The sequence below is a fragment of the Phreatobacter stygius genome (assembly GCF_005144885.1).
GTDB lineage: Bacteria > Pseudomonadota > Alphaproteobacteria > Rhizobiales > Phreatobacteraceae > Phreatobacter > Phreatobacter stygius.
This window is the reverse complement of record NZ_CP039690.1, coordinates 2,090,084-2,107,374: the sequence shown is the minus strand read 5'-3', so window position 1 is coordinate 2,107,374 and position 17,291 is coordinate 2,090,084. Positions and strand designations below refer to the sequence as shown.

Here is a 17,291-nt window from a genome sequence, read left to right as displayed (position 1 = left end):
CCGATCAAAACCGCGCACGCCAGGCGGCGCCGGGCGTCGGGCAGCGCCTGGCCGGCGATGCATGGCGTGCCCCCACGGCCCCCACGGCTTGCACCATGGCTCTGGCCGCCGGCGATTTTGCGCTATGGGAAGCCCGAGCCCTGCGTCGATGGTCCGTTCGTCCTTGATGCAGTGCCGGAAATCGCCCATTCTCGGGCGGTACATCCAGAGAATGCTGTGAGCATTCGGTCGTGGCCCTGACGGGCCCGTGCATGGGGCGATTTTGCGATGAGTTCGAAGACATATTCCACCGCCCGCGAGGCGCTTGCGGGGCAGATCAAGGACGGCATGACGATCATGTCCGGTGGCTTCGGCCTCTGCGGCATTCCGGATGTGCTGATCGAGGCCGTGCGCGAATCCGGCGCCAAGGACCTGACCGTCATCTCCAACAATGCCGGCGTCGACGGTGCCGGCCTCGGCATCCTCCTGGAGACCCGGCAGATCAAGAAGATGATCAGTTCTTACGTCGGCGAGAACAAGCTGTTCGCCCAGCAGTTCCTGGCCGGCGAACTGGAACTCGAGTTCAATCCCCAGGGCACGCTCGCCGAGCGGATCCGGGCGGGCGGCGCGGGCATTCCCGCCTTCTTCACCAAGACCGGCGTCGGCACCATCATCGCCGAGGGCAAGGATACCCGCGACTTCGACGGCGAAACCTATGTGATGGAGCGCGGCCTGTTCGCGGATATCGCGCTGGTCCACGCCTGGAAGGCCGACCGCGAGGGCAATCTGGTCTACCGGAAGACCGCGCGGAACTTCAATCCGATGATGGCGACCGCCGCCAAGGTGACCATTGCCCAGGTCGAGCACCTGGTCGATGCCGGCGAGATCGATCCCGACCATATCCATACCGCCGGCATCTACGTGAAGCGCATCGTCCATGTCGCCGATCCGGTGAAGCGGATCGAGCAGCGCACCACGCGCCCGCGGCAAGCGGCCTGAGAGGAGTATTAGTCTGATGGCTTGGACCCGTGATGAAATGGCCGCCCGCGCCGCCAAGGAGCTGCGCGACGGTTTCTACGTCAATCTCGGCATCGGTATTCCGACGCTCGTCTCGAACCACATTCCCGATGGCATGAACGTCCAGCTCCAGTCGGAGAACGGCATGCTCGGCATGGGGCCGTTCCCGTTCGAGGGCGAGGAGGATCCGGACCTGATCAATGCCGGCAAGCAGACCATCACCGAACTGCCGACGACCAGCTATTTTTCATCGTCGGACAGCTTTGCGATGATCCGCGGCGGCCATATCAACCTGTCGATCCTGGGCGCCATGCAGGTGGCCGAGAACGGCGACCTGGCCAACTGGATGATCCCGGGCAAGATGGTCAAGGGCATGGGCGGCGCCATGGACCTGGTCGCCGGCGTGCAGAAAGTGGTGGTTGTCATGGAGCATAGCGCCAAGGACGGCCCGAAGCTCCTGCATCGCTGCAACCTGCCGCTGACCGGCGCCGGCGTCGTCGACATGGTGATCACCGATCTCGGTGTCTTCACCATCGACAAGAAGGGCGGCAGCGGCATGACCCTGATCGAGCTCGCCACCGGCGTCAGCCTGGATGATGTGAAGGCCAATACCGAAGCGAGCTTCGCGGTCAGTCCGACCCTTGCGGCGGCCGCCTGAGCCAAAGGCCGGCGTCGTCAATACTCCGCCGTCGCGCCGACCAAGGTCGGCGCGACCTGGGTTCGCAGACTTGTGGCTGGCCTTTCGGCAGCAGGCGTTACCGTAACTGGCCATTGAAAAGCCACGTGATGACGCCATCTCTGCGCGAATATTGATGTTGTTTCCATTCTGATGGCCGGCCGTCGTGGGCGGCAGCCCGGACCCAGGATCACGTCGCGTGAGCCTCGCCTCTTCTCTGAAACGTGTGTTGACGATCGTCGGCGCCACGGCGCTGGTGCTGGCGCTTGCCTTGGCGCTGGTACCGGCCCTGCTGCCAGCCGAGGCGGTCCGCAATACGGTGACGGCCGAGCTCAGCCAGCGCCTGGGCGTGCCGGTGAGCATATCGGGTCCGGTCTCGATCTCGGTCCTGCCCCAGCTTTCGGTTCAGCTCGACGGCGTGACCATCGGCACCGGCGGGGAGGTGCTGGCCACCGCCGATGCGGCGGTCGGCGCACTCCGTCTGTTTCCGCTGCTGGCCGGCAGGGTCTCGATCTCCGACTACACCCTGGTCAGGCCGCGCATCGCGGTTCGGGTGGCGGCCAACGGCACGTCGAACTGGGACCGCGCGCTGGAGGCGATCCGCCAGGTCTCGCGCGAGCGCTCGGGCGGCCTGGCGGATTTCCGGATCGTCCAGGGCGAGGCTTTGGTGATCGATGAGAAGACGCAGCAACGCGTCGAGATCGACGGCATGGAGATCGCGGTGTCCTGGCCGCGTTTCGACCGGCAAGCCAATATTTCCGGCCGTTTCACGCTTCGCGACGAGCCGGTCGAGATCAGCGCCGTCGTGGCGCGGCCCCTGGCCTTGCTGACCGCCGAGCCGACGGGACTGAAGATGCGCCTGGCGGCGGCGCCGGTCCGTGTCGGGTTCGACGGACAGATTGCCGGCCGGGCACAGACCCTGGCTTCCGGAACGATGACGGTCGAGACCACGTCGCTACGCGCGCTGCTGCGCTGGCTCGGCCAGCATCCGGGCGTCGGATCGGCGCTCGGCTCGTTCGCCCTGAAAGGCGAGGTGCGTGTCACGCCGACCGAGCTCGCCTTCTCGCAGGTCAATGCCGAACTCGACGGCAATGTCGCCGAGGGCGCGCTGACGGTGAGTTTCCAGGGCGCCCGCCCGCAGATCCAGGGCACGCTGGATGCGGACAGGGTGGTCGCCACGCCCTATTTTTCCGACATGAACCCGATCCCCGAGACCGACCGGGGCTGGAACCGCCGGCCGATCGACCTGAGCGCGCTGACCTCGTCGGATATCGATCTGCGCCTGTCGGCCCGCGAGGTGGTGCTGGGCAGCGCCAAGCTCGGCCGCTCGGCGGCATCGGTCACCTCGCGCAACGGCCGCCTGACCCTCACGCTGGGCGAAGCCCAGGCCTATGGTGGCAGTCTGCGCGGCGCGCTGGTGCTGTCGCCGCATGCCGACGGCGTCGAGGTGCGGGCGACGCTCAATGTCCAGCGCGCGGAACTTGGCCAGGGCCTGTCAGAATGGTTCGGCTATCGCCGGCTGGATGGCGTCGGCAATGCCCAGATCAGCATCGAAGGCCATGGTCCGACCATGTCGGACCTTGCCCGCACCGCCTCGGGCCAGGCGACGCTGACGGCGGTCGACGGCGCGATCCGCGGCTTCAATGCCGAGGCGATCCTGCGCCGGCTGGAGCGCCGGCCGCTCGCTGCCACCGGCGCCGACGCGCGCTCGGGACGCACGCCTTATGACCGGATGGCGGCAACCATTCGCATCGTCAACGGCATCGCCACCACCGAAGACATCATGCTCGACGGGCAGATCGTCCGGGTGCGGTTGCAGGGCTCGGCGCAACTGCAGGCGCGCGAACTGGACCTGCGCGGCATCGCCACGCTGAAACGCAGCACCGGCCCATCGGCCACCTCCGACAGCAATTTCGAACTGCCCTTCGTCGTCCAGGGCTCCTGGGACGATCCCTTCGTGCTGCCCGATCCGCAGAGCCTGATCCGCCGCTCAGGTGCGGCCGCGCCGCTGCGCGACGTCAACCGCGACCGTGACGCGCTCCGGGCAGTGCTCGACGCCATCAACCGCCAGTCAGGCCAGGACATATCCGAGCCGCTGCCCCCGATCCCGTCATTTGCCCCTTACCCGTCGCTCCGGCCACAGAACTGAGTCCGGTCGGCCGGCCGCCTTCGGTCGGCCGCCTCGGCTGTGTCATGGTGGCTGAACCGATTCGTCCCCCGCTCTCTGGAACCATGATGCGCTCACGTCTTCGCCTGGTCCTCGCACAGGTCCTGCTTTCCGCCCTGGCCATGGTCCTGGTCGCCGGCCAGATTCTGGCCCAGGCACCCGCACGCGACCCGGCCGAACCGGCCAAGGCAGCGCTCGACCAGATCGAAACCGCATTGGAGCGCAGGCTCACCGGTGACGAGCTCACCGACCTGAAGCGCAAGCTCGACCCGGTGCGCGATGCGCTGGTGGTGGCGCTCGCCGAGGTCGAACCCCGTCTGACCGAAGCGCGCGACCGGCTGACGCAGCTTGGTCCGAAACCCGCCGACAACGCCCCGCCGGAGGCCCCGGAAGCGCGCCAGATGCGCGACACCCAGACCAAGGCGGTCGCCGATATCGACGCCAGGGTGCGCAATATCAAGGTGCTGCAGGTCCGCGCCGATCAGCTGGCCGACCGGATCGTGGAGAAACGGCGCCAGCTGTTCACCGCCGAACTGTTCGAACGCTCGAATTCGGTGGTCGACCCGCGCTTCTGGTCCGACCTGTCCGGCGCGCTGCCCTGGATGTGGCGATCGGCCGGCTTCCTCATCGGCGACTGGTGGCAACACCTGACCGATGTCGTCGGCACCGGGCGGCTGGCGGTGGCGGCGGCGGTCGGGCTGATGGCGGCGGGGGCGCTGTTCTCGATCTATCGGACGCTCCGGCGGCGCGGGCTCTACCGGCGCCCCGACGACAAGCCGGCGTCGCAGCTTGCCAAGGTGCTCGCCGACCTCAGGGTCGCCGCCGAACGCTCGCTGGTGCTGCCGATCCTGGTCGGCATCGCGGTCGCCATTGTCGAAAATTTCGGCCTGGTTCTGCCGCGCGCGGAACCGTTGGTGCCGCAGGCCCTGATCGCCGCGGTGCTGGTCATTTCGTTCACCCGCGGCGTCATGCAAGGCGTCTTCGCGCCGGGCGCGCCGGCCTATCGGCTGGTGCCGGTGCCGGACGAGCAGGGCGACGCGATCTTCGACGCCATGCGCGTGGCCGCCTGGGTCGTCGCTTCCGGCGTGTTCTTCCTGGCGATCGCGCGCGTGCTGATCGCGCCGGTCGCGATCACCGCGCTGATCACCAGCCTGACCGCGCTCGCCATTGTCGGCGTCATCGTCGTCTACCTCCGGCGCACGATGGAACGCGAGCCGGACGAGGCGGAGACACCCGAGGCCGAAACGCCGCCGGCGGGCGAAGTGGCGGAGGCCGCGGTCAAGGAGCCGCCGATCTGGGGTTGGACCCGGCCGGCGCTCTGGCTGATCGTCGCGGTGGTGGTCGTCGGCCTGATCGCCGGCTATTCGGCGCTTGCCGCTTTCGTTGCCACCCGGCTGGTCGCGGCGGTGGTGATCGCGGCGGCCACGATCCTGATCCTCAACCTGCTCGATGCGGTCATCGCCGAATGGTGCGGCGCGTCGACCCATCGCGGCCGCGTGCTTGCCGCCTCGATCGGCATCAAGCCCGAGCGGCTGCAATTGGTCGGCACCTTGCTCGCCGGCGTTCTGCGGGTGGTCATCCTGGTCATGTCGGCCTTCACCGTCTTCGGGCCCTGGGGGTTCGGCGGCGCCGCGGCAACGCTCGACGACGCTTTTTTCGGATTGCGCTTCCACGAGCTCAGGACCCTGGCGCTGACGGTGGCCGGTGGCGTGCTGGTCCTGCTCATCGGTTTCTTCATGCTGCGTGGCGTGCAGCGCTGGGTGCGCGACAAGGTGCTGCCGCTGTCGGGCATGGATGCCGGCCTGCAGAACTCGGTTTCGACCATTTTCGGCTATGCCGGTTTTGCCCTGGTGCTGGGCATCACCCTGCGCCAGCTCGGCCTCGACCTGTCGAACCTCGCCATTGTTGCCGGTGCCCTGTCGGTCGGCATCGGTTTCGGCCTGCAGTCGATCACCTCGAATTTCGTCTCCGGCCTGATCCTGCTGGCCGAGCGGCCGATTAGGGTCGGCGATTCCATCGTGGTGAAGGGCGAGGAAGGTTATGTCCGCAAGATCTCGGTGCGCTCCACCGAGATCGAAACTTTCGAGCGCGCCACCGTCATCGTGCCGAATGCCGAGATGATCACCGGGGTGGTCAAGAACTGGACCCATTCGAACACGCTGAGCCGCATCGCCGTGCCGGTGCGGGTGGCCTATGAATCCGATCCGGAAGTCGTCCGCGACGAGCTGATCGCGGTGGCCTGTGAGAACCGCTTCATCATGCAGCAGCCGCCGCCGCGGGTGTTCCTGATGCGCTTCGCCGATTCCGGCCTCGATTTCGAGCTGCGCTGCGTGGTTTCGAATGTCGAATATTCGCTGACCGTGCGCAGCGACCTGCAGCTTGCCATCCTCAGCCGGTTCCGCGAGCGCGGCATCATGATCGCGCCGCCGCCGCCGGCGGCCATCGCGCGTCTGTAGCCGGCGTGAGAAATCCCGGCTAGCCTTGGGGACGGACCTTGGCGATTTCGCCCGGCCCGGCCGCCTCACCGCGGTCATGAAGGGGGAGACAATAGTCTCGACCAGCGCCGGGATCGGCGCAGCCGCCCAACCGACCAGGGTCATGTCTTGAGCCTCGATGTCGACTTCCGCTTCCAGGCCCCCGATGCGCGCGCGCCGGGGGCTTTTGCCGTGCCGCGCGACGGGCGGGTGCCCCTGACGAGGCCGATCGTCCATGTGCTGGACCGGCGCGACCCCGAAGTCGCCGCGGCGCTCGGGGCGGTGGTGCTGCCGCGTCCGGAGCGGGACCTGCTCGCCGGCATCCACCACGCCGACCGGCGCGCCGAACTGACCGAGCGCCGGGCCGCTTTGCGGCTGGCGGTCGGGGCCGCGATCGGACTGGCGCCGCCGCTGGTGCCGCTCGAGCGGGGTCCGGTCGGCGAGCCCCTGGTGACCGGGCTTGGCCTGCACGTCTCGGCGTCGAGCCGCGGCCACCGCCTGGCGGTGGGACTGTGGAACCGGCCGATCGGCGTCGATGTCGAAGCACCGATCGCCGAAGCCGCCTTGCCGCGGACCCGCATGCATGCGCGTGAGATCGCCGCGGTCGACGCCGCGGCGCCGGCCGAGCGCGCCATCACGGCGGCCCTGGTCTGGGCCGCCAAGGAGGCTGTCTGGAAGGCTGCGGTCATGCCGGTCTCGCGCGATCCCCGCGGTTTTGCGGCGGCGGTCGACGCCCTGGGCCAGGTGACCGTCGCGGATCCCGATCATCCCGCGGTCAGCGGCATTGCCCGCTGGCTTCCGGAACTCGAGGGCGCGGTCGCGGTGGTGGTTTCGATCTAGACCATTCGCGTCAGCCGCCTTGGCCGACGACCGTCGGCCGGGCTTCCTCGCTGTCGCCGATCCAGCTCAGGAACATCCGGTGACCGGGCGGCGTGATGTCGAGACCCCGGCTCTCGGCGGTGCGGCGTACCCAGTTCTTCGCCAGCATCAGGTCGAGCAGCGCCTTGCCGAGCGCGCCGCTCAGATGCGGCCGGCGTTCGCTCCAGTCGAGGCAGGACCGGCAGACCGGCCGGCGGCTCGTCGCCATCCGGTCGAAATCGATGCCCTCGGCGGTGAACAGCGCCTTGCCGATGGATGTCACCGCAAGCTGGCCGTCGCGGTCGGCGAGGCGGCCATTGGCGATGAAGGCATCGAACAGGCGCACCGCCCATTCGCCGGCGATATGGTCGTAGCAGACGCGTGCCTTGCGCATGGCCGGATCGCGCGGGCCGGTGCGGGTGCGCAAGCGCCCGGTACGGGCGGCGATCCCCATCAGGCCTTCGAGCACCAGGGCGATATCGGCACCGGACAGCTGGAAATAGCGGTGGCGGCCTTGCGCCGCGACCAGCAGGAGCCCGGCCTCGCGCAGCTTGCCGAGATGGCCGCTGGCGGTCTGCGCGGTGATGCCGGCCTCGTGGGCCAATTCGCTGGCGGTCAGCGCGCGGCCGGACATCAGGGCGGCGAGCATGTTGGCGCGCGCGGGATCACCGATCAGGGCGGCCACTTCGGAGATGCTGGGTCCGTCTTTCATGGCCAACAGTCTAACCCGATCGATCAGCCAATGCTTCGGCCGCGGCCGAACTATCGAAATGCCGAAGCCGCGCCCGGCGTTCAGGTCGTCAGCCATTCCCTGAGCTTGGTGGTGCGCGGCTTCGACCGCCCGCCGCCGACCGCGATCTTCAGGGCGCGCGTCTCGCCGACCATGACCACCAGCGAGCGGCCGCGGGTCACCGCCGTATAGATCAGGTTGCGCGCCAGCATGGCGTAATGCTGCATGGTCACCGGCACCACCACGGCCGGATATTCCGAGCCCTGGCTCTTGTGAATGGTGGTGGCATAGGCCGGCATGAGGTTTTCGAGTTCGGCGAAGGAATAGCTCACCTGCCGGCCGTCGAAGAGAGCGACCAGCTCGCCTTCTTCCTGGTCGATGCGCAGCACCGAGCCGAGGTCGCCGTTGAACACGTCGCGGTCATAGTCATTGGCCGTCTGCATGACCCGGTCGCCGGCGGCATAGGTCCAGCCATAACGTTCGACCGAGCGGCCCTGCGACGGGTTCAGGACCTTCTGGACCTCGACATTGATGTTGCGGGCGCCGAGCACGCCCTTGTTCATCGGCGCCAGGATCTGCACGTCACGCATCGGGTCGAGGCCGAAGCGGCGGGGAATGCGCTCCTTGACGATTTCGATGATCTTGGCGAGCCCGTCCTCGGGCGAGTTCATCTCGACGAAATAGAAGTCGCTCTGCACGCCGGGCGCCGGCAGTTCCGGCATCTCGCCGCGGTTGATCCGGTGGGCATTGGCGATGATGCGGCTCGCCTCGGCCTGACGGAACACCTCGGTCAGGCGGGCGACCGGCACGAGATCGGAGGCGATGACATCGGCGAGCACCTGGCCCGGGCCGACCGGCGGCAGCTGATCGACGTCGCCGACCAGCAGCAGGGCGGATGCCGTCGGCAGAGCCTCGACCAGCGCCATCATCAAGGGCACGTCGACCATCGAGGTTTCGTCGACCACCAGCAGGTCACAGGCCAGGAGATTGTCGCGGCCGCGCGAGAAGGCGCCGAATTCCGGATCGATCTCGAGCAGGCGGTGGATGGTCTTGGCCTCGATGCCGGTCTGCTCGGTCATGCGCTTGGCGGCGCGGCCGGTCGGGGCGGCGAGCACCACCGAGACGTCCTGGCGGGTGAGGATCTTCAGGATGGTGTCGAGCAGCGTGGTCTTGCCGACGCCCGGGCCGCCGGTGATCACCGAGACCTTGGCGCCCAGGATGACGTTCAGGGCCTCGCGTTGCGACGGCGCTAGCGCCTTGCCGGTGCGGGCCTCGACCCGCGGCACCTCGGTTGCGAGATCGATGCGCCCCCAGGGCGGTTCGCCGACGATCAGGTCCCTGAGCTTGTCGCCAATGACCTTCTCGGCGCGATGCAATTCCCTCAGGAACAGATGCGGCGCGCCACCGATCGTGTCGGCAATCAGGTTGCGGTTCGCCACCTCGGTATCGGCGGCCTGTTCGATCAGGTCCTCGTCGGCATCGAGCAGACGGGCGGCCAGCGACATGGCGGCCTCGCGCGGCAGGCCGCAATGGCCGTCGTCGCGCGCCTCCTGCAAGGCGAAGGTGATGCCGGCGCGCAGCCGCTCCGGCGCGTCGCGCTTCAGGCCGAGGGAGGTCGCCACCTGGTCGGCGGTGAGGAAGCCGATGCCGCGCACGTCGCGGGCCAGCCGGTAGGGATCCTGGCGGATCAGCCCGATCGCTTCCGGACCGAGCGCGCGGAACACCCGTGTCGCCTGGCCGAGACCAAGGCCGTGCTCCTGCAGGAACACGCCGAGATCGCGCACGATGCGATCCTCGGCCCAGCTTTCGGTGATCCGTTTGATCCGGGCCGTGGTCAGGCCCGGCAGCTCGCTCAGCCGATGCGGTTCGTTGTCGAGCACCTCGAAGGTGCGCTTGCCGAAGGCCTGGACGATCTTGTGGGCGGTGGCGATGCCAATGCCCTTGATCGCGCCCGACGACAGGTAGCGTTCGATGCCGTCCTTCGAGGCGGGCGGGGCGGTGACCAGCGCGCTCGCCTTGAACTGCAGGCCATGGGTGCGGTCGTTCACCCAGGTGCCTTGCGCGGTCATCATCTCGCCGGCGGCCACCGCCGCCGTCGTGCCGACGATCGAAACCGGCTGCGGCCGCCCGCGGACACGCACCTTCAGCACCGCGAATCCGGTCGCGGGCGAATGGAACGTCACGCGTTCGACGGTACCGGTCAGCGTCTCGACCGGACTTTCAGACGATGAGGCAGCGCTCTCGCGCATGGGCGAATCGGGGACCACGATGGACGGGAATCGGCGGCGAGCCTAGAACGCGCTGCCGCCTCCGTCCACGCCGAGTCGCTCGATGGCCTTTTCGCTCGCCGATGTCAGCCGCGTCCAGGCCGTCCTGGTGGCGGGCACGGCATTCGGGGCGGCGATCGTCGGCGGCATGGCCGGCTATGGCGCCGGGCTGTTGATGCCGCTGGTGCCGGTGCCGATCATCGGCGCCGGGCAGATCGCATTGTCGTCGAACTTGCATGCCAGATAGAATGCCTGCGGAGGCGCGATGTCGGCGACCCAAGTCATCATTCGGCTGCTCGGCGATGTCGCGCTGCTGCTCTGGGGCATTCACATGGTGCATACCGGCATCATGCGGGCCTTTGGCAGCGAGCTCAGGCGTTTCCTTGCCGTCGGGTTGAAGAACCGCCTGTCGGCCTTCCTGTCGGGGGCGGCGGTGACCGCGGCGCTGCAGAGCAGCACGGCCACCGCCCTGCTCGCCACCTCCTTTGCCGCCGAGGGCGCGGTCAGCCTGGTGCCGGCCATGGCGCTGATGCTGGGCGCTAATGTCGGCACGGCGGTGATCGTCCAGGCGCTCTCCTTCGACATTTCGCTGGTCTTCCCGCTGTTCATCCTGGGCGGCCTGGTGGCATTCCGGCGCGGCAGCCGGACCCGGGTGCGCGATCTCGGCCGGGCCGCGATCGGGCTCGGGCTCATGCTGCTGGCGCTGCATCTGCTCGCCGAGACCATGCGACCGGTGGAGGACGCGCCGGCGGTGCGCGACCTGTTCGCGGCGCTGACCCGCGATCCCCTGCTCAATCTCGCGGTCGCCGCGGCACTGACCTGGGCGGCGCATTCGAGTGTCGCCGTGGTGCTGTTCATCATGTCGATGGCGGCGGCCGGCCATGTCGCACCGCCGGCGGCGCTCGCCATGGTGCTCGGCGCCAATCTCGGCAGCGCGCTCAATCCGGCGATCGAGGCGATTGGCGGCGATCCGGCCAAGCTCAGGCTCGCCGCCGGCAATCTGATCACCCGGGTGGTCGGTTGCGTCGCCGTCCTGCCGCTGCTCGGGCCGATCGCCCGCGAGCTCGGCGCATGGGGCCTGTCGCCCGGACCGATGGCGGCGAGCTTTCACCTGGCGTTCAATCTGGCGGTGGCGCTGGTGTTCATTGGCCTGCTGCCGCCGGTCGCCCGGCTGCTGGTCTGGCTGTTTCCCGAGGCGATCAAGGCTGGCGATCCCGGCGCGCCGAAATATCTCTCCGCCTCGGCGCTCGATACGCCGGCCGTGGCACTCGCCAATGCGGTGCGCGAGACCTTGCGCATGACCGATGTGGTCGAAGCCATGCTGCGCGGCTCGCAGGACGTGTTCCATACCGGCGACCGCAAGCGGGTGGCCGAGGTCGTCCACATGGACAATATCCTCGACCGCCTGCATGCCGCGATCGAGCAATATCTGTCGGCCATCGACGGTGAGGCCCTGACCGAGGCGGAAAGCCGGCGGCTGTCCGACGTCCTGGCCTTCGCGATCAATCTGGAACATGTCGGCGACGTCGTCGAAAAGAGCCTGATGAAGCTCGCGTCGAAGCAGATCAAGAACCGGCTCGCCCTGCCGCCCGATGCGCTCGCCGAGATCGAGCAGATGCACAGCCGGCTGCTGGAAGACCTGCAGCTGGCGATCGCGGTGTTCACCGGCGGCGAGCTCACCGCGGCGCGCAAGCTCGCCGAGGAGAAGGAGGTCTTTCGCAACCGGGAACGCGAGGCGACCGAGCGGCATTTCGCCCGCGTGCGCAGCGGCAATGGCGAGCGATATGAGGTCAGCGGCCTGCATCTGGATATTCTGCGTGACCTGAAGCGCATCTCGGCGCATATCATCGCAACCGCCTATCCGCTGCTCGAACAGAGCGAAATGTTGCGGCAAAGCCGGCTGACCTGAGGCAACCGCGAAGTCGCCCTAATTAAGGCGGATTGCCTTATTTCGGACGTATATCACTGTTAGCTCACGTCTATCGAGTTTCGGCCGAACGACTTGGCCCGCACCGCGATTTGTCCGGTGCTCTGCTGACGACCTCCCTAACGTCGATGATTTGTGCAGCGTTGCTTCGCGTTCGCATGAGTAAATACGCATTCTCCTCGAAAGGACATCTACATGGCTACCGGAACCGTGAAGTGGTTCAACTCCCAGAAGGGCTATGGATTCATCCAGCCTGACGCTGGTGGACCCGACGTTTTCGTTCACATCAGCGCCGTCGAGCGCGCTGGCCTTTACGGCCTCAATGAAGGCCAGAAGGTTTCCTTCGAAGTCGTCGCCGACCGCCGTACCGGCAAGTCGTCGGCCGACCAGTTGAAGGTCGCGGCCTGATCCCGACGCGCGATCGCCTCTTCACGCCGACCATGGATGTACTGGCGTCGAGAGGTTGGCGGTCACGCGTCAATTTGATTACAAGGCAACCCTTGTCAGGGCGATTCTGTCGTCCTGGCCGGGGTTTTTTGTATCGCGTATAAGGCGCTGCCCACGGAGGGGCTTGCCATGGCGAAAGAAGACGTACTCACGTTCGACGGCATGGTGACCGAGGTCATGCCCGATGCCCGATTCCGGGTGGAGCTCGACAATGGTCACATTGTGGTCGTCTATACGGCGGGCAAAATGAAAAAGAACCGCATCAAGACGCTGGTTGGCGATCGGGTGACGGTTGAAATGACCCCTTACGATCTCGACAAGGGCCGGCTGGTGTTCCGCCACAAGGGCGAGGGTTCCGGCGCTCCGCGTCCGCCTGGCGCGCCCGCGCGCCGTCCGCCGCCGCGTCGGCGCTGATTCTACCTGCCTTTCGAAGCCGTCGGTGATGGACACCGGCGGCAACGCGTCCGGCTGATCCAATCCCGGGCCATGTCATGCCCTCCTCCCGTTCCGCGACCTTGCTCGGCTTCGGCGCCATTGGCCTATGGGGCCTGCTGGCGCTGTTCACCACCGCGTCAGGGCAGGTACCGCCGTTTCAGCTGACCGCCATGACATTCGCCATTGGCGGTGCCATCGGGCTCGGCGTCGTCGCCTTGCGTCCGGGCGGTCTTGGACTGCTTGCCCAATCGCCGGTGGTCTGGTTCCACGGTGTGGCGGGCCTGTTCGGTTATCACGCGCTCTATTTCACCGCGCTGCGTTTCGCGCCGCCGGCTGAAGCCAATCTGATCAATTATCTCTGGCCGCTGCTCATCGTGCTGTTCTCGGCCTTGCTGCCCGGGCACCGTCTCAGGGCGCACCATCTGATCGGGGCAGCCCTTGGCCTCGCCGGAACGGTTCTGATCATCGCCGGGCGCGGTGGGCTCGGCAGCGGCTTCGAGACGGCCCATCTTGTCGGCTATTTGGCGGCCGCTGCCTGTGCCCTGGTCTGGTCGACCTATTCGGTCACCGCGCGCCTGTTGCCTCAGGCGCCGACCGAGGCGGTGGCCGGCTTCTGCCTGGCGGCCGCCGTGCTCGCCGGCCTTGGCCATCTGGCCTTCGAGCCAACCGTCTGGCCGGCGAGTTCGACCGAATGGCTGGCGATCCTGGCGCTCGGCATCGGGCCGGTCGGGGCGGCCTTCTATCTCTGGGACCGGGGCATGAAGCGCGGCGACATCCAGGTGCTCGGGGCGGCGAGCTATGCGGCGCCGGTGCTGTCGACCCTGGCCCTGGTGGTTTTCGGCTTCGCCCGGCCGAGCCTGGCGCTGGCCGGCGCGGTGGTGCTGATCGTGCTCGGTTCGCTGATCGCGTCCCGGGACATGCTGAAGCGATAAGCCGTCAGGGCAGGGCAGCCGGCGTTTTGGCAGAGACCGGCTGAGGCGGCCGCCGGCAGTGATAGCCATAGACCTCGGCAAAGCCGAGCCGGGTGTAGAGCGCCCGGGCCTGGGCATTGGCCTCGCGCACCTGCAGATAGGCCGATCTGGCGCCTTTCGAGCGGCCCCAATGCATGATCGAGGTGATCATCCGCGCGCCGATGCCCTGGCCGCGCGCGGCGGGCGTGACCGCCAGGTCGTAGAGCCCGACATAACCGCGCTCGGCGACGCCGAGGCCGTAGCCGACCGGTTCGCGGCCAATGAAGATGGTGGCGAAGGCGGCGTCGACACGGATCGACGAGACGATCTCGGCCAGCACGTCGCGCTGCCAGTCGGCCAGTTCATAAGCACCGGCGGCGCCCTCGATCCAGTCGACCGAGGGTTCCTCGGCCAAGACCACGGCGACAGCCGGCGCGCCTTGCAGCTTCACCCGCTCGGTCAGCGGCGCGACCATCACCTTGGTCGGGTCGAACAATGTCCAGCCGGCCGCGGCGAGCGCGGCATCGACGCCCTCGGTGGCCAGCGGCGTGATCCTGACCATCGGCTCGAGTCCGGCCTTGCGGTAGAGCGACTTGACCGCCTGGATCAGCTCGTCGGTCGGCAGGTCGGAGGGAAACCAGGGACTTGCCGCATTGGCCCGCTTGGTATGACCGCGCGCCATGCGCAGCAGCCAGCCGTCCAGATGGATCGTCTGCAGCGCCGGCCAGGCATTGAACATCCGCTCTTCGAGATCGCGGACGAGCGAGATGTCGGTCATGATCCAGGGTTCCAGCCGGGCGGGGCGAGGGTAAAGCCCGAAAAGTCGAAACCGGGCGCAACCGTGCAGCCGACCAGCGTCCAGGCACCGCGGCTTTCGGCTGCTTGCCAGTGATCCCTGGGCACCACGCCTTGCGGGCGCTCGCCGCCGGCGAGATCGACGCCGAGGGTTGCAACGGTCACCGGCCCCTTGGGGTCGGCGGCGGTGGTCAGGGTCAGCGGTGCCCCGGCATACCAGTGCCAGATCTCGGTCGCGTCGACCCGGTGCCAGTGCGACCGCTCGCCCTGGCGCAGCAGGAAATAGATCAGGGTCGAGGCGGCGCGGCCGTCGGCGGCCGGGGCGTCGCGGAAGGTCTCGCGGAAATGCCCGCCCTCGGGATGCGGCTCGAGCGCCAGCAGGCGAATGATCTCTTCGGCGGTCAGTTCAGAGCTTGGCATGGCAGCTCACTTGGTCCCAGCTCACTTGGTCCCAGCTCACTTGGTCCCAGCTCACTTGGTCCCAGCTCACTTGATCCCAGATCACTTGCGCGCCCGGCCGAAATCCGGATCGGCCGTGTCCTGGTGCTGGTCGATGATCGAGCGGCGGATCGCGCGGGTGCGGGTGAACAGGTCGAACAGCTGGTCGCCCTGGGCCCAGCGGATATTGCGCTGGAGTGCGATCAGATCCTCGGTGAACCGTCCGAGCACCTCGAGCACCGCCTCCTTGTTGTGCAGGAACACGTCGCGCCACATGGTCGGGTCGGATGCGGCGATGCGGGTGAAGTCGCGGAAACCGCCGGCCGAAAACTTGATCACCTCGCTCTCGGTGACCTGTTCGAGATCGGAAGCCGTGCCGACGATATTATAGGCGATCAGATGCGGCACGTGGCTGGTGATGGCGAGCACCAGGTCATGGTGGTCCGGCGCCATCACCTCGGTCCTGGAGCCGAGCGCCTGCCAGAAGGCGGTCAGCCGCTCGACGGCCTCAGGGTCGGTGCCGGCCGGCGGCGTGACGATGCACCAGCGCTCGTGGAACAGCTCGGCGAAGCCGGAATCGGGGCCCGAATGTTCGGTACCGGCGACCGGATGAGCCGGAATGAAATGCACATCGGTCGGCATGAACGGGGCCATCTGGGCGACGACCGAGCCCTTGACCGACCCGACATCGGAAACGATGGCGCCGGTCTTCAGGTGCGGCGCGATGATTTCGGCAACTGCGCCGCAGGCGCCGACCGGCACGCACAGGACGACCAGATCGGCGTCCTTCACGGCCGCGGCGAGATCGGTGGTCGCCTCGTCGGCGAGCCCGAGCTCTTGGACCCGTGCGACCACGGCTTCCGAACGATCGGCCGCGACCACGGTTCCGGCAAGGCCGAGAACACCGAGGGCACGCGCGATCGAGGAGCCGATCAGCCCGATGCCGATCAGCGTGACCTTGTCGAAGTGGACCGGCGCGGTCACGACCCCTGGGCCTTGGCCAGGAACTGGCTCAGCGTCGCCACCAGATGGCGGTTGGCCTCCTCGGTGCCGACGGTCAGCCGCAGCGCATCCGGCAGGCCATAGGCGCCGACCTTGCGCAATACGAGGCCCTTCGAGACGAGGAAGGCGTCCGCGTCATTGGCGGTCCTGCCCGCTGTCTTGGGGAAGTGGATGAGCAGGAAATTGCCAACCGACGGCGTCACCGCCAGGCCGAGCCTGGTCAGCTCGGCGGTCAGCCAGGGCAGCCACTTCTCATTGTGCTCGATGGCCGCCTGGACGAAAGGCTGATCGTCGATCGCCGCAACGCCGGCATTGATCGCGGCGGCATTGACGTTGAACGGGCCGCGGATGCGGTTCAGGGCATCGACCAGGTGATCCGGGCCGTAGAGCCAGCCGATGCGCAATGCCGCGAGCCCGTAGATCTTCGAGAAGGTCCGGGTCATCACGACGTTTTCGTTGGATGCCACCAGTTCCAGGCCGCTCTCGTAGTCGTTGCGGCGGACATATTCGGCATAGGCCGCATCCAGCACCAGCAGCACCGATTTCGGCAGGCCGGCATGCAGGCGCTTGACCTCGTCGAACGGGATATAGGTGCCGGTCGGATTGTTCGGATTGGCGAGATAGACGACCTTGGTCCTGGGCGTCACCGCCTGCAGGATGGCGTCGACATCGGTGTGCAGATCTTTCTCCTTGGCCACCACGGGCGTACCGCCGGCGGCGAGGATGGCGATCTTGTAGACCAGGAAACCGTGCTCGGTGAAAATGCCCTCGTCGCCCGGGCCGATATAGGCATGGGTGATCAGGGACAGGAGTTCGTCCGAACCCGAGCCGCAGATGAGCCGGGCGGGATCGAGGCCATAAAGCCTGCCGATGGCTTCGCGCAGCGCCGCGGACGATCCTTCCGGATAGAGTTCCAGCTTGTCCGCCAGATGCCGATAGGCGGCGATCGCCTTCGGGCTCGGCCCGAGCGGCGTCTCGTTGGACGACAGCTTGTAGACCTTGGCGACACCCGGAGCGCCGGACTTGCCGGGCACATAGGCGTCGATCGCCATGATGCCGGGACGGGGCAGGGGACGCGTGGCGGCGGTGCTCATCGGAACAGGCTCATCGTGGCGCGAGGACGGTTCGC

General features: G+C 67.6%; 16 protein-coding genes. 10 read left to right on the top strand and 6 right to left on the bottom strand.

What is annotated here, in order from left to right; translation table 11 throughout:
- Nucleotides 1-267 precede the first annotated feature (267 nt).
- From E8M01_RS09590 to E8M01_RS09570, 5 genes are all read left to right on the top strand, one after another.
- Nucleotides 268-978: a CoA transferase subunit A gene (locus E8M01_RS09590; protein WP_136959915.1), complete on the top strand. Its 711-nt coding sequence runs from the start codon at nt 268-270 to the stop codon at nt 976-978.
- Nucleotides 979-994: 16 nt separating this feature from the next.
- Nucleotides 995-1,654 carry a 3-oxoacid CoA-transferase subunit B gene (locus E8M01_RS09585; RefSeq protein ID WP_136959914.1) on the top strand — a complete coding sequence of 220 codons (660 nt, stop codon included), beginning with the start codon at nt 995-997 and terminating at the stop codon, nt 1,652-1,654.
- 217 nt (nt 1,655-1,871) lie between these two features.
- Entirely contained in the window at nt 1,872-3,821 is a 1,950-nt protein-coding gene (locus E8M01_RS09580) for an AsmA family protein (RefSeq protein ID WP_170181843.1), read from the top strand.
- Between the two features lie 86 nt (nt 3,822-3,907).
- Nucleotides 3,908-6,295, top strand: a complete 2,388-nt coding sequence (locus E8M01_RS09575; protein ID WP_136959912.1) for a DUF3772 domain-containing protein — start codon at nt 3,908-3,910, stop codon at nt 6,293-6,295.
- A 147-nt stretch (nt 6,296-6,442) separates the two neighbouring features.
- Nucleotides 6,443-7,153 carry a 4'-phosphopantetheinyl transferase family protein gene (locus E8M01_RS09570; RefSeq protein ID WP_136959911.1) on the top strand — a complete coding sequence of 237 codons (711 nt, stop codon included), beginning with the start codon at nt 6,443-6,445 and terminating at the stop codon, nt 7,151-7,153.
- 10 nt (nt 7,154-7,163) lie between these two features.
- Here E8M01_RS09570 and E8M01_RS09565 read toward each other — a convergent pair whose 3' ends face one another.
- Together E8M01_RS09565 and recD2 are read right to left on the bottom strand one after the other, a co-directional pair.
- Complete coding sequence (locus tag E8M01_RS09565; RefSeq protein WP_136964536.1) at nt 7,164-7,883, bottom strand: ArsR/SmtB family transcription factor; 720 nt, start codon at nt 7,881-7,883, stop codon at nt 7,164-7,166.
- Between the two features lie 80 nt (nt 7,884-7,963).
- Complete coding sequence (gene recD2, locus E8M01_RS09560; RefSeq protein ID WP_136959910.1) at nt 7,964-10,150, bottom strand: SF1B family DNA helicase RecD2; 2,187 nt, start codon at nt 10,148-10,150, stop codon at nt 7,964-7,966.
- Between the two features lie 82 nt (nt 10,151-10,232).
- On the opposite strand from recD2, the gene E8M01_RS09555 reads away from it, so the two are divergent.
- The 5 genes from E8M01_RS09555 (at nt 10,233) to yddG (ending at nt 13,909) form a co-directional block, all read left to right on the top strand.
- Nucleotides 10,233-10,415, top strand: a complete 183-nt coding sequence (locus E8M01_RS09555; RefSeq protein WP_136959909.1) for a hypothetical protein — start codon at nt 10,233-10,235, stop codon at nt 10,413-10,415.
- An 18-nt stretch (nt 10,416-10,433) separates the two neighbouring features.
- Entirely contained in the window at nt 10,434-12,077 is a 1,644-nt protein-coding gene (locus tag E8M01_RS09550; protein WP_136959908.1) for a Na/Pi cotransporter family protein, read from the top strand.
- Between the two features lie 213 nt (nt 12,078-12,290).
- Nucleotides 12,291-12,503, top strand: a complete 213-nt coding sequence (locus tag E8M01_RS09545) for a cold-shock protein (RefSeq protein WP_136959907.1) — start codon at nt 12,291-12,293, stop codon at nt 12,501-12,503.
- A 168-nt stretch (nt 12,504-12,671) separates the two neighbouring features.
- Entirely contained in the window at nt 12,672-12,956 is a 285-nt protein-coding gene (gene infA, locus E8M01_RS09540; protein WP_136959906.1) for a translation initiation factor IF-1, read from the top strand.
- A gap of 77 nt (nt 12,957-13,033) precedes the next feature.
- Nucleotides 13,034-13,909, top strand: a complete 876-nt coding sequence (gene yddG / locus E8M01_RS09535; protein WP_136959905.1) for an aromatic amino acid exporter YddG — start codon at nt 13,034-13,036, stop codon at nt 13,907-13,909.
- 4 nt (nt 13,910-13,913) lie between these two features.
- Here the strand turns inward: yddG and E8M01_RS09530 are convergent, their stop codons facing one another.
- The 4 genes from E8M01_RS09530 to hisC form a co-directional block, all read right to left on the bottom strand.
- Entirely contained in the window at nt 13,914-14,705 is a 792-nt protein-coding gene (locus E8M01_RS09530) for a GNAT family N-acetyltransferase (RefSeq protein ID WP_136959904.1), read from the bottom strand.
- Nucleotides 14,702-15,142: a cupin domain-containing protein gene (locus E8M01_RS09525; RefSeq protein ID WP_136959903.1), complete on the bottom strand. Its 441-nt coding sequence runs from the start codon at nt 15,140-15,142 to the stop codon at nt 14,702-14,704. The genes E8M01_RS09530 and E8M01_RS09525 overlap by 4 nt, the downstream gene beginning before the upstream one ends.
- Nucleotides 15,143-15,223: 81 nt before the next feature.
- Nucleotides 15,224-16,144, bottom strand: a complete 921-nt coding sequence (locus E8M01_RS09520) for a prephenate/arogenate dehydrogenase family protein (protein ID WP_136959902.1) — start codon at nt 16,142-16,144, stop codon at nt 15,224-15,226.
- Nucleotides 16,141-17,256, bottom strand: a complete 1,116-nt coding sequence (gene hisC / locus E8M01_RS09515) for a histidinol-phosphate transaminase (protein ID WP_136959901.1) — start codon at nt 17,254-17,256, stop codon at nt 16,141-16,143. The genes E8M01_RS09520 and hisC overlap by 4 nt, the downstream gene beginning before the upstream one ends.
- Nucleotides 17,257-17,291 lie beyond the last annotated feature (35 nt).

What these genes read in the sequence shown, in the direction of transcription:
- E8M01_RS09530 (WP_136959904.1), bottom strand. Translation starts at nt 14,705, where the DNA reads ATGACCGACATCTCGCTCGTCCGCGATCTCGAAGAGCGGATGTTCAAT.
- E8M01_RS09585 (WP_136959914.1), top strand. Translation starts at nt 995, where the DNA reads ATGGCTTGGACCCGTGATGAAATGGCCGCCCGCGCCGCCAAGGAGCTG.
- recD2 (WP_136959910.1), bottom strand. Translation starts at nt 10,150, where the DNA reads ATGCGCGAGAGCGCTGCCTCATCGTCTGAAAGTCCGGTCGAGACGCTG.
- E8M01_RS09545 (WP_136959907.1), top strand. Translation starts at nt 12,291, where the DNA reads ATGGCTACCGGAACCGTGAAGTGGTTCAACTCCCAGAAGGGCTATGGA.
- E8M01_RS09575 (WP_136959912.1), top strand. Translation starts at nt 3,908, where the DNA reads ATGCGCTCACGTCTTCGCCTGGTCCTCGCACAGGTCCTGCTTTCCGCC.
- infA (WP_136959906.1), top strand. Translation starts at nt 12,672, where the DNA reads ATGGCGAAAGAAGACGTACTCACGTTCGACGGCATGGTGACCGAGGTC.
- E8M01_RS09565 (WP_136964536.1), bottom strand. Translation starts at nt 7,883, where the DNA reads ATGAAAGACGGACCCAGCATCTCCGAAGTGGCCGCCCTGATCGGTGAT.
- E8M01_RS09590 (WP_136959915.1), top strand. Translation starts at nt 268, where the DNA reads ATGAGTTCGAAGACATATTCCACCGCCCGCGAGGCGCTTGCGGGGCAG.
- E8M01_RS09550 (WP_136959908.1), top strand. Translation starts at nt 10,434, where the DNA reads ATGTCGGCGACCCAAGTCATCATTCGGCTGCTCGGCGATGTCGCGCTG.
- E8M01_RS09555 (WP_136959909.1), top strand. Translation starts at nt 10,233, where the DNA reads ATGGCCTTTTCGCTCGCCGATGTCAGCCGCGTCCAGGCCGTCCTGGTG.
- hisC (WP_136959901.1), bottom strand. Translation starts at nt 17,256, where the DNA reads ATGAGCACCGCCGCCACGCGTCCCCTGCCCCGTCCCGGCATCATGGCG.
- yddG (WP_136959905.1), top strand. Translation starts at nt 13,034, where the DNA reads ATGCCCTCCTCCCGTTCCGCGACCTTGCTCGGCTTCGGCGCCATTGGC.
- E8M01_RS09525 (WP_136959903.1), bottom strand. Translation starts at nt 15,142, where the DNA reads ATGCCAAGCTCTGAACTGACCGCCGAAGAGATCATTCGCCTGCTGGCG.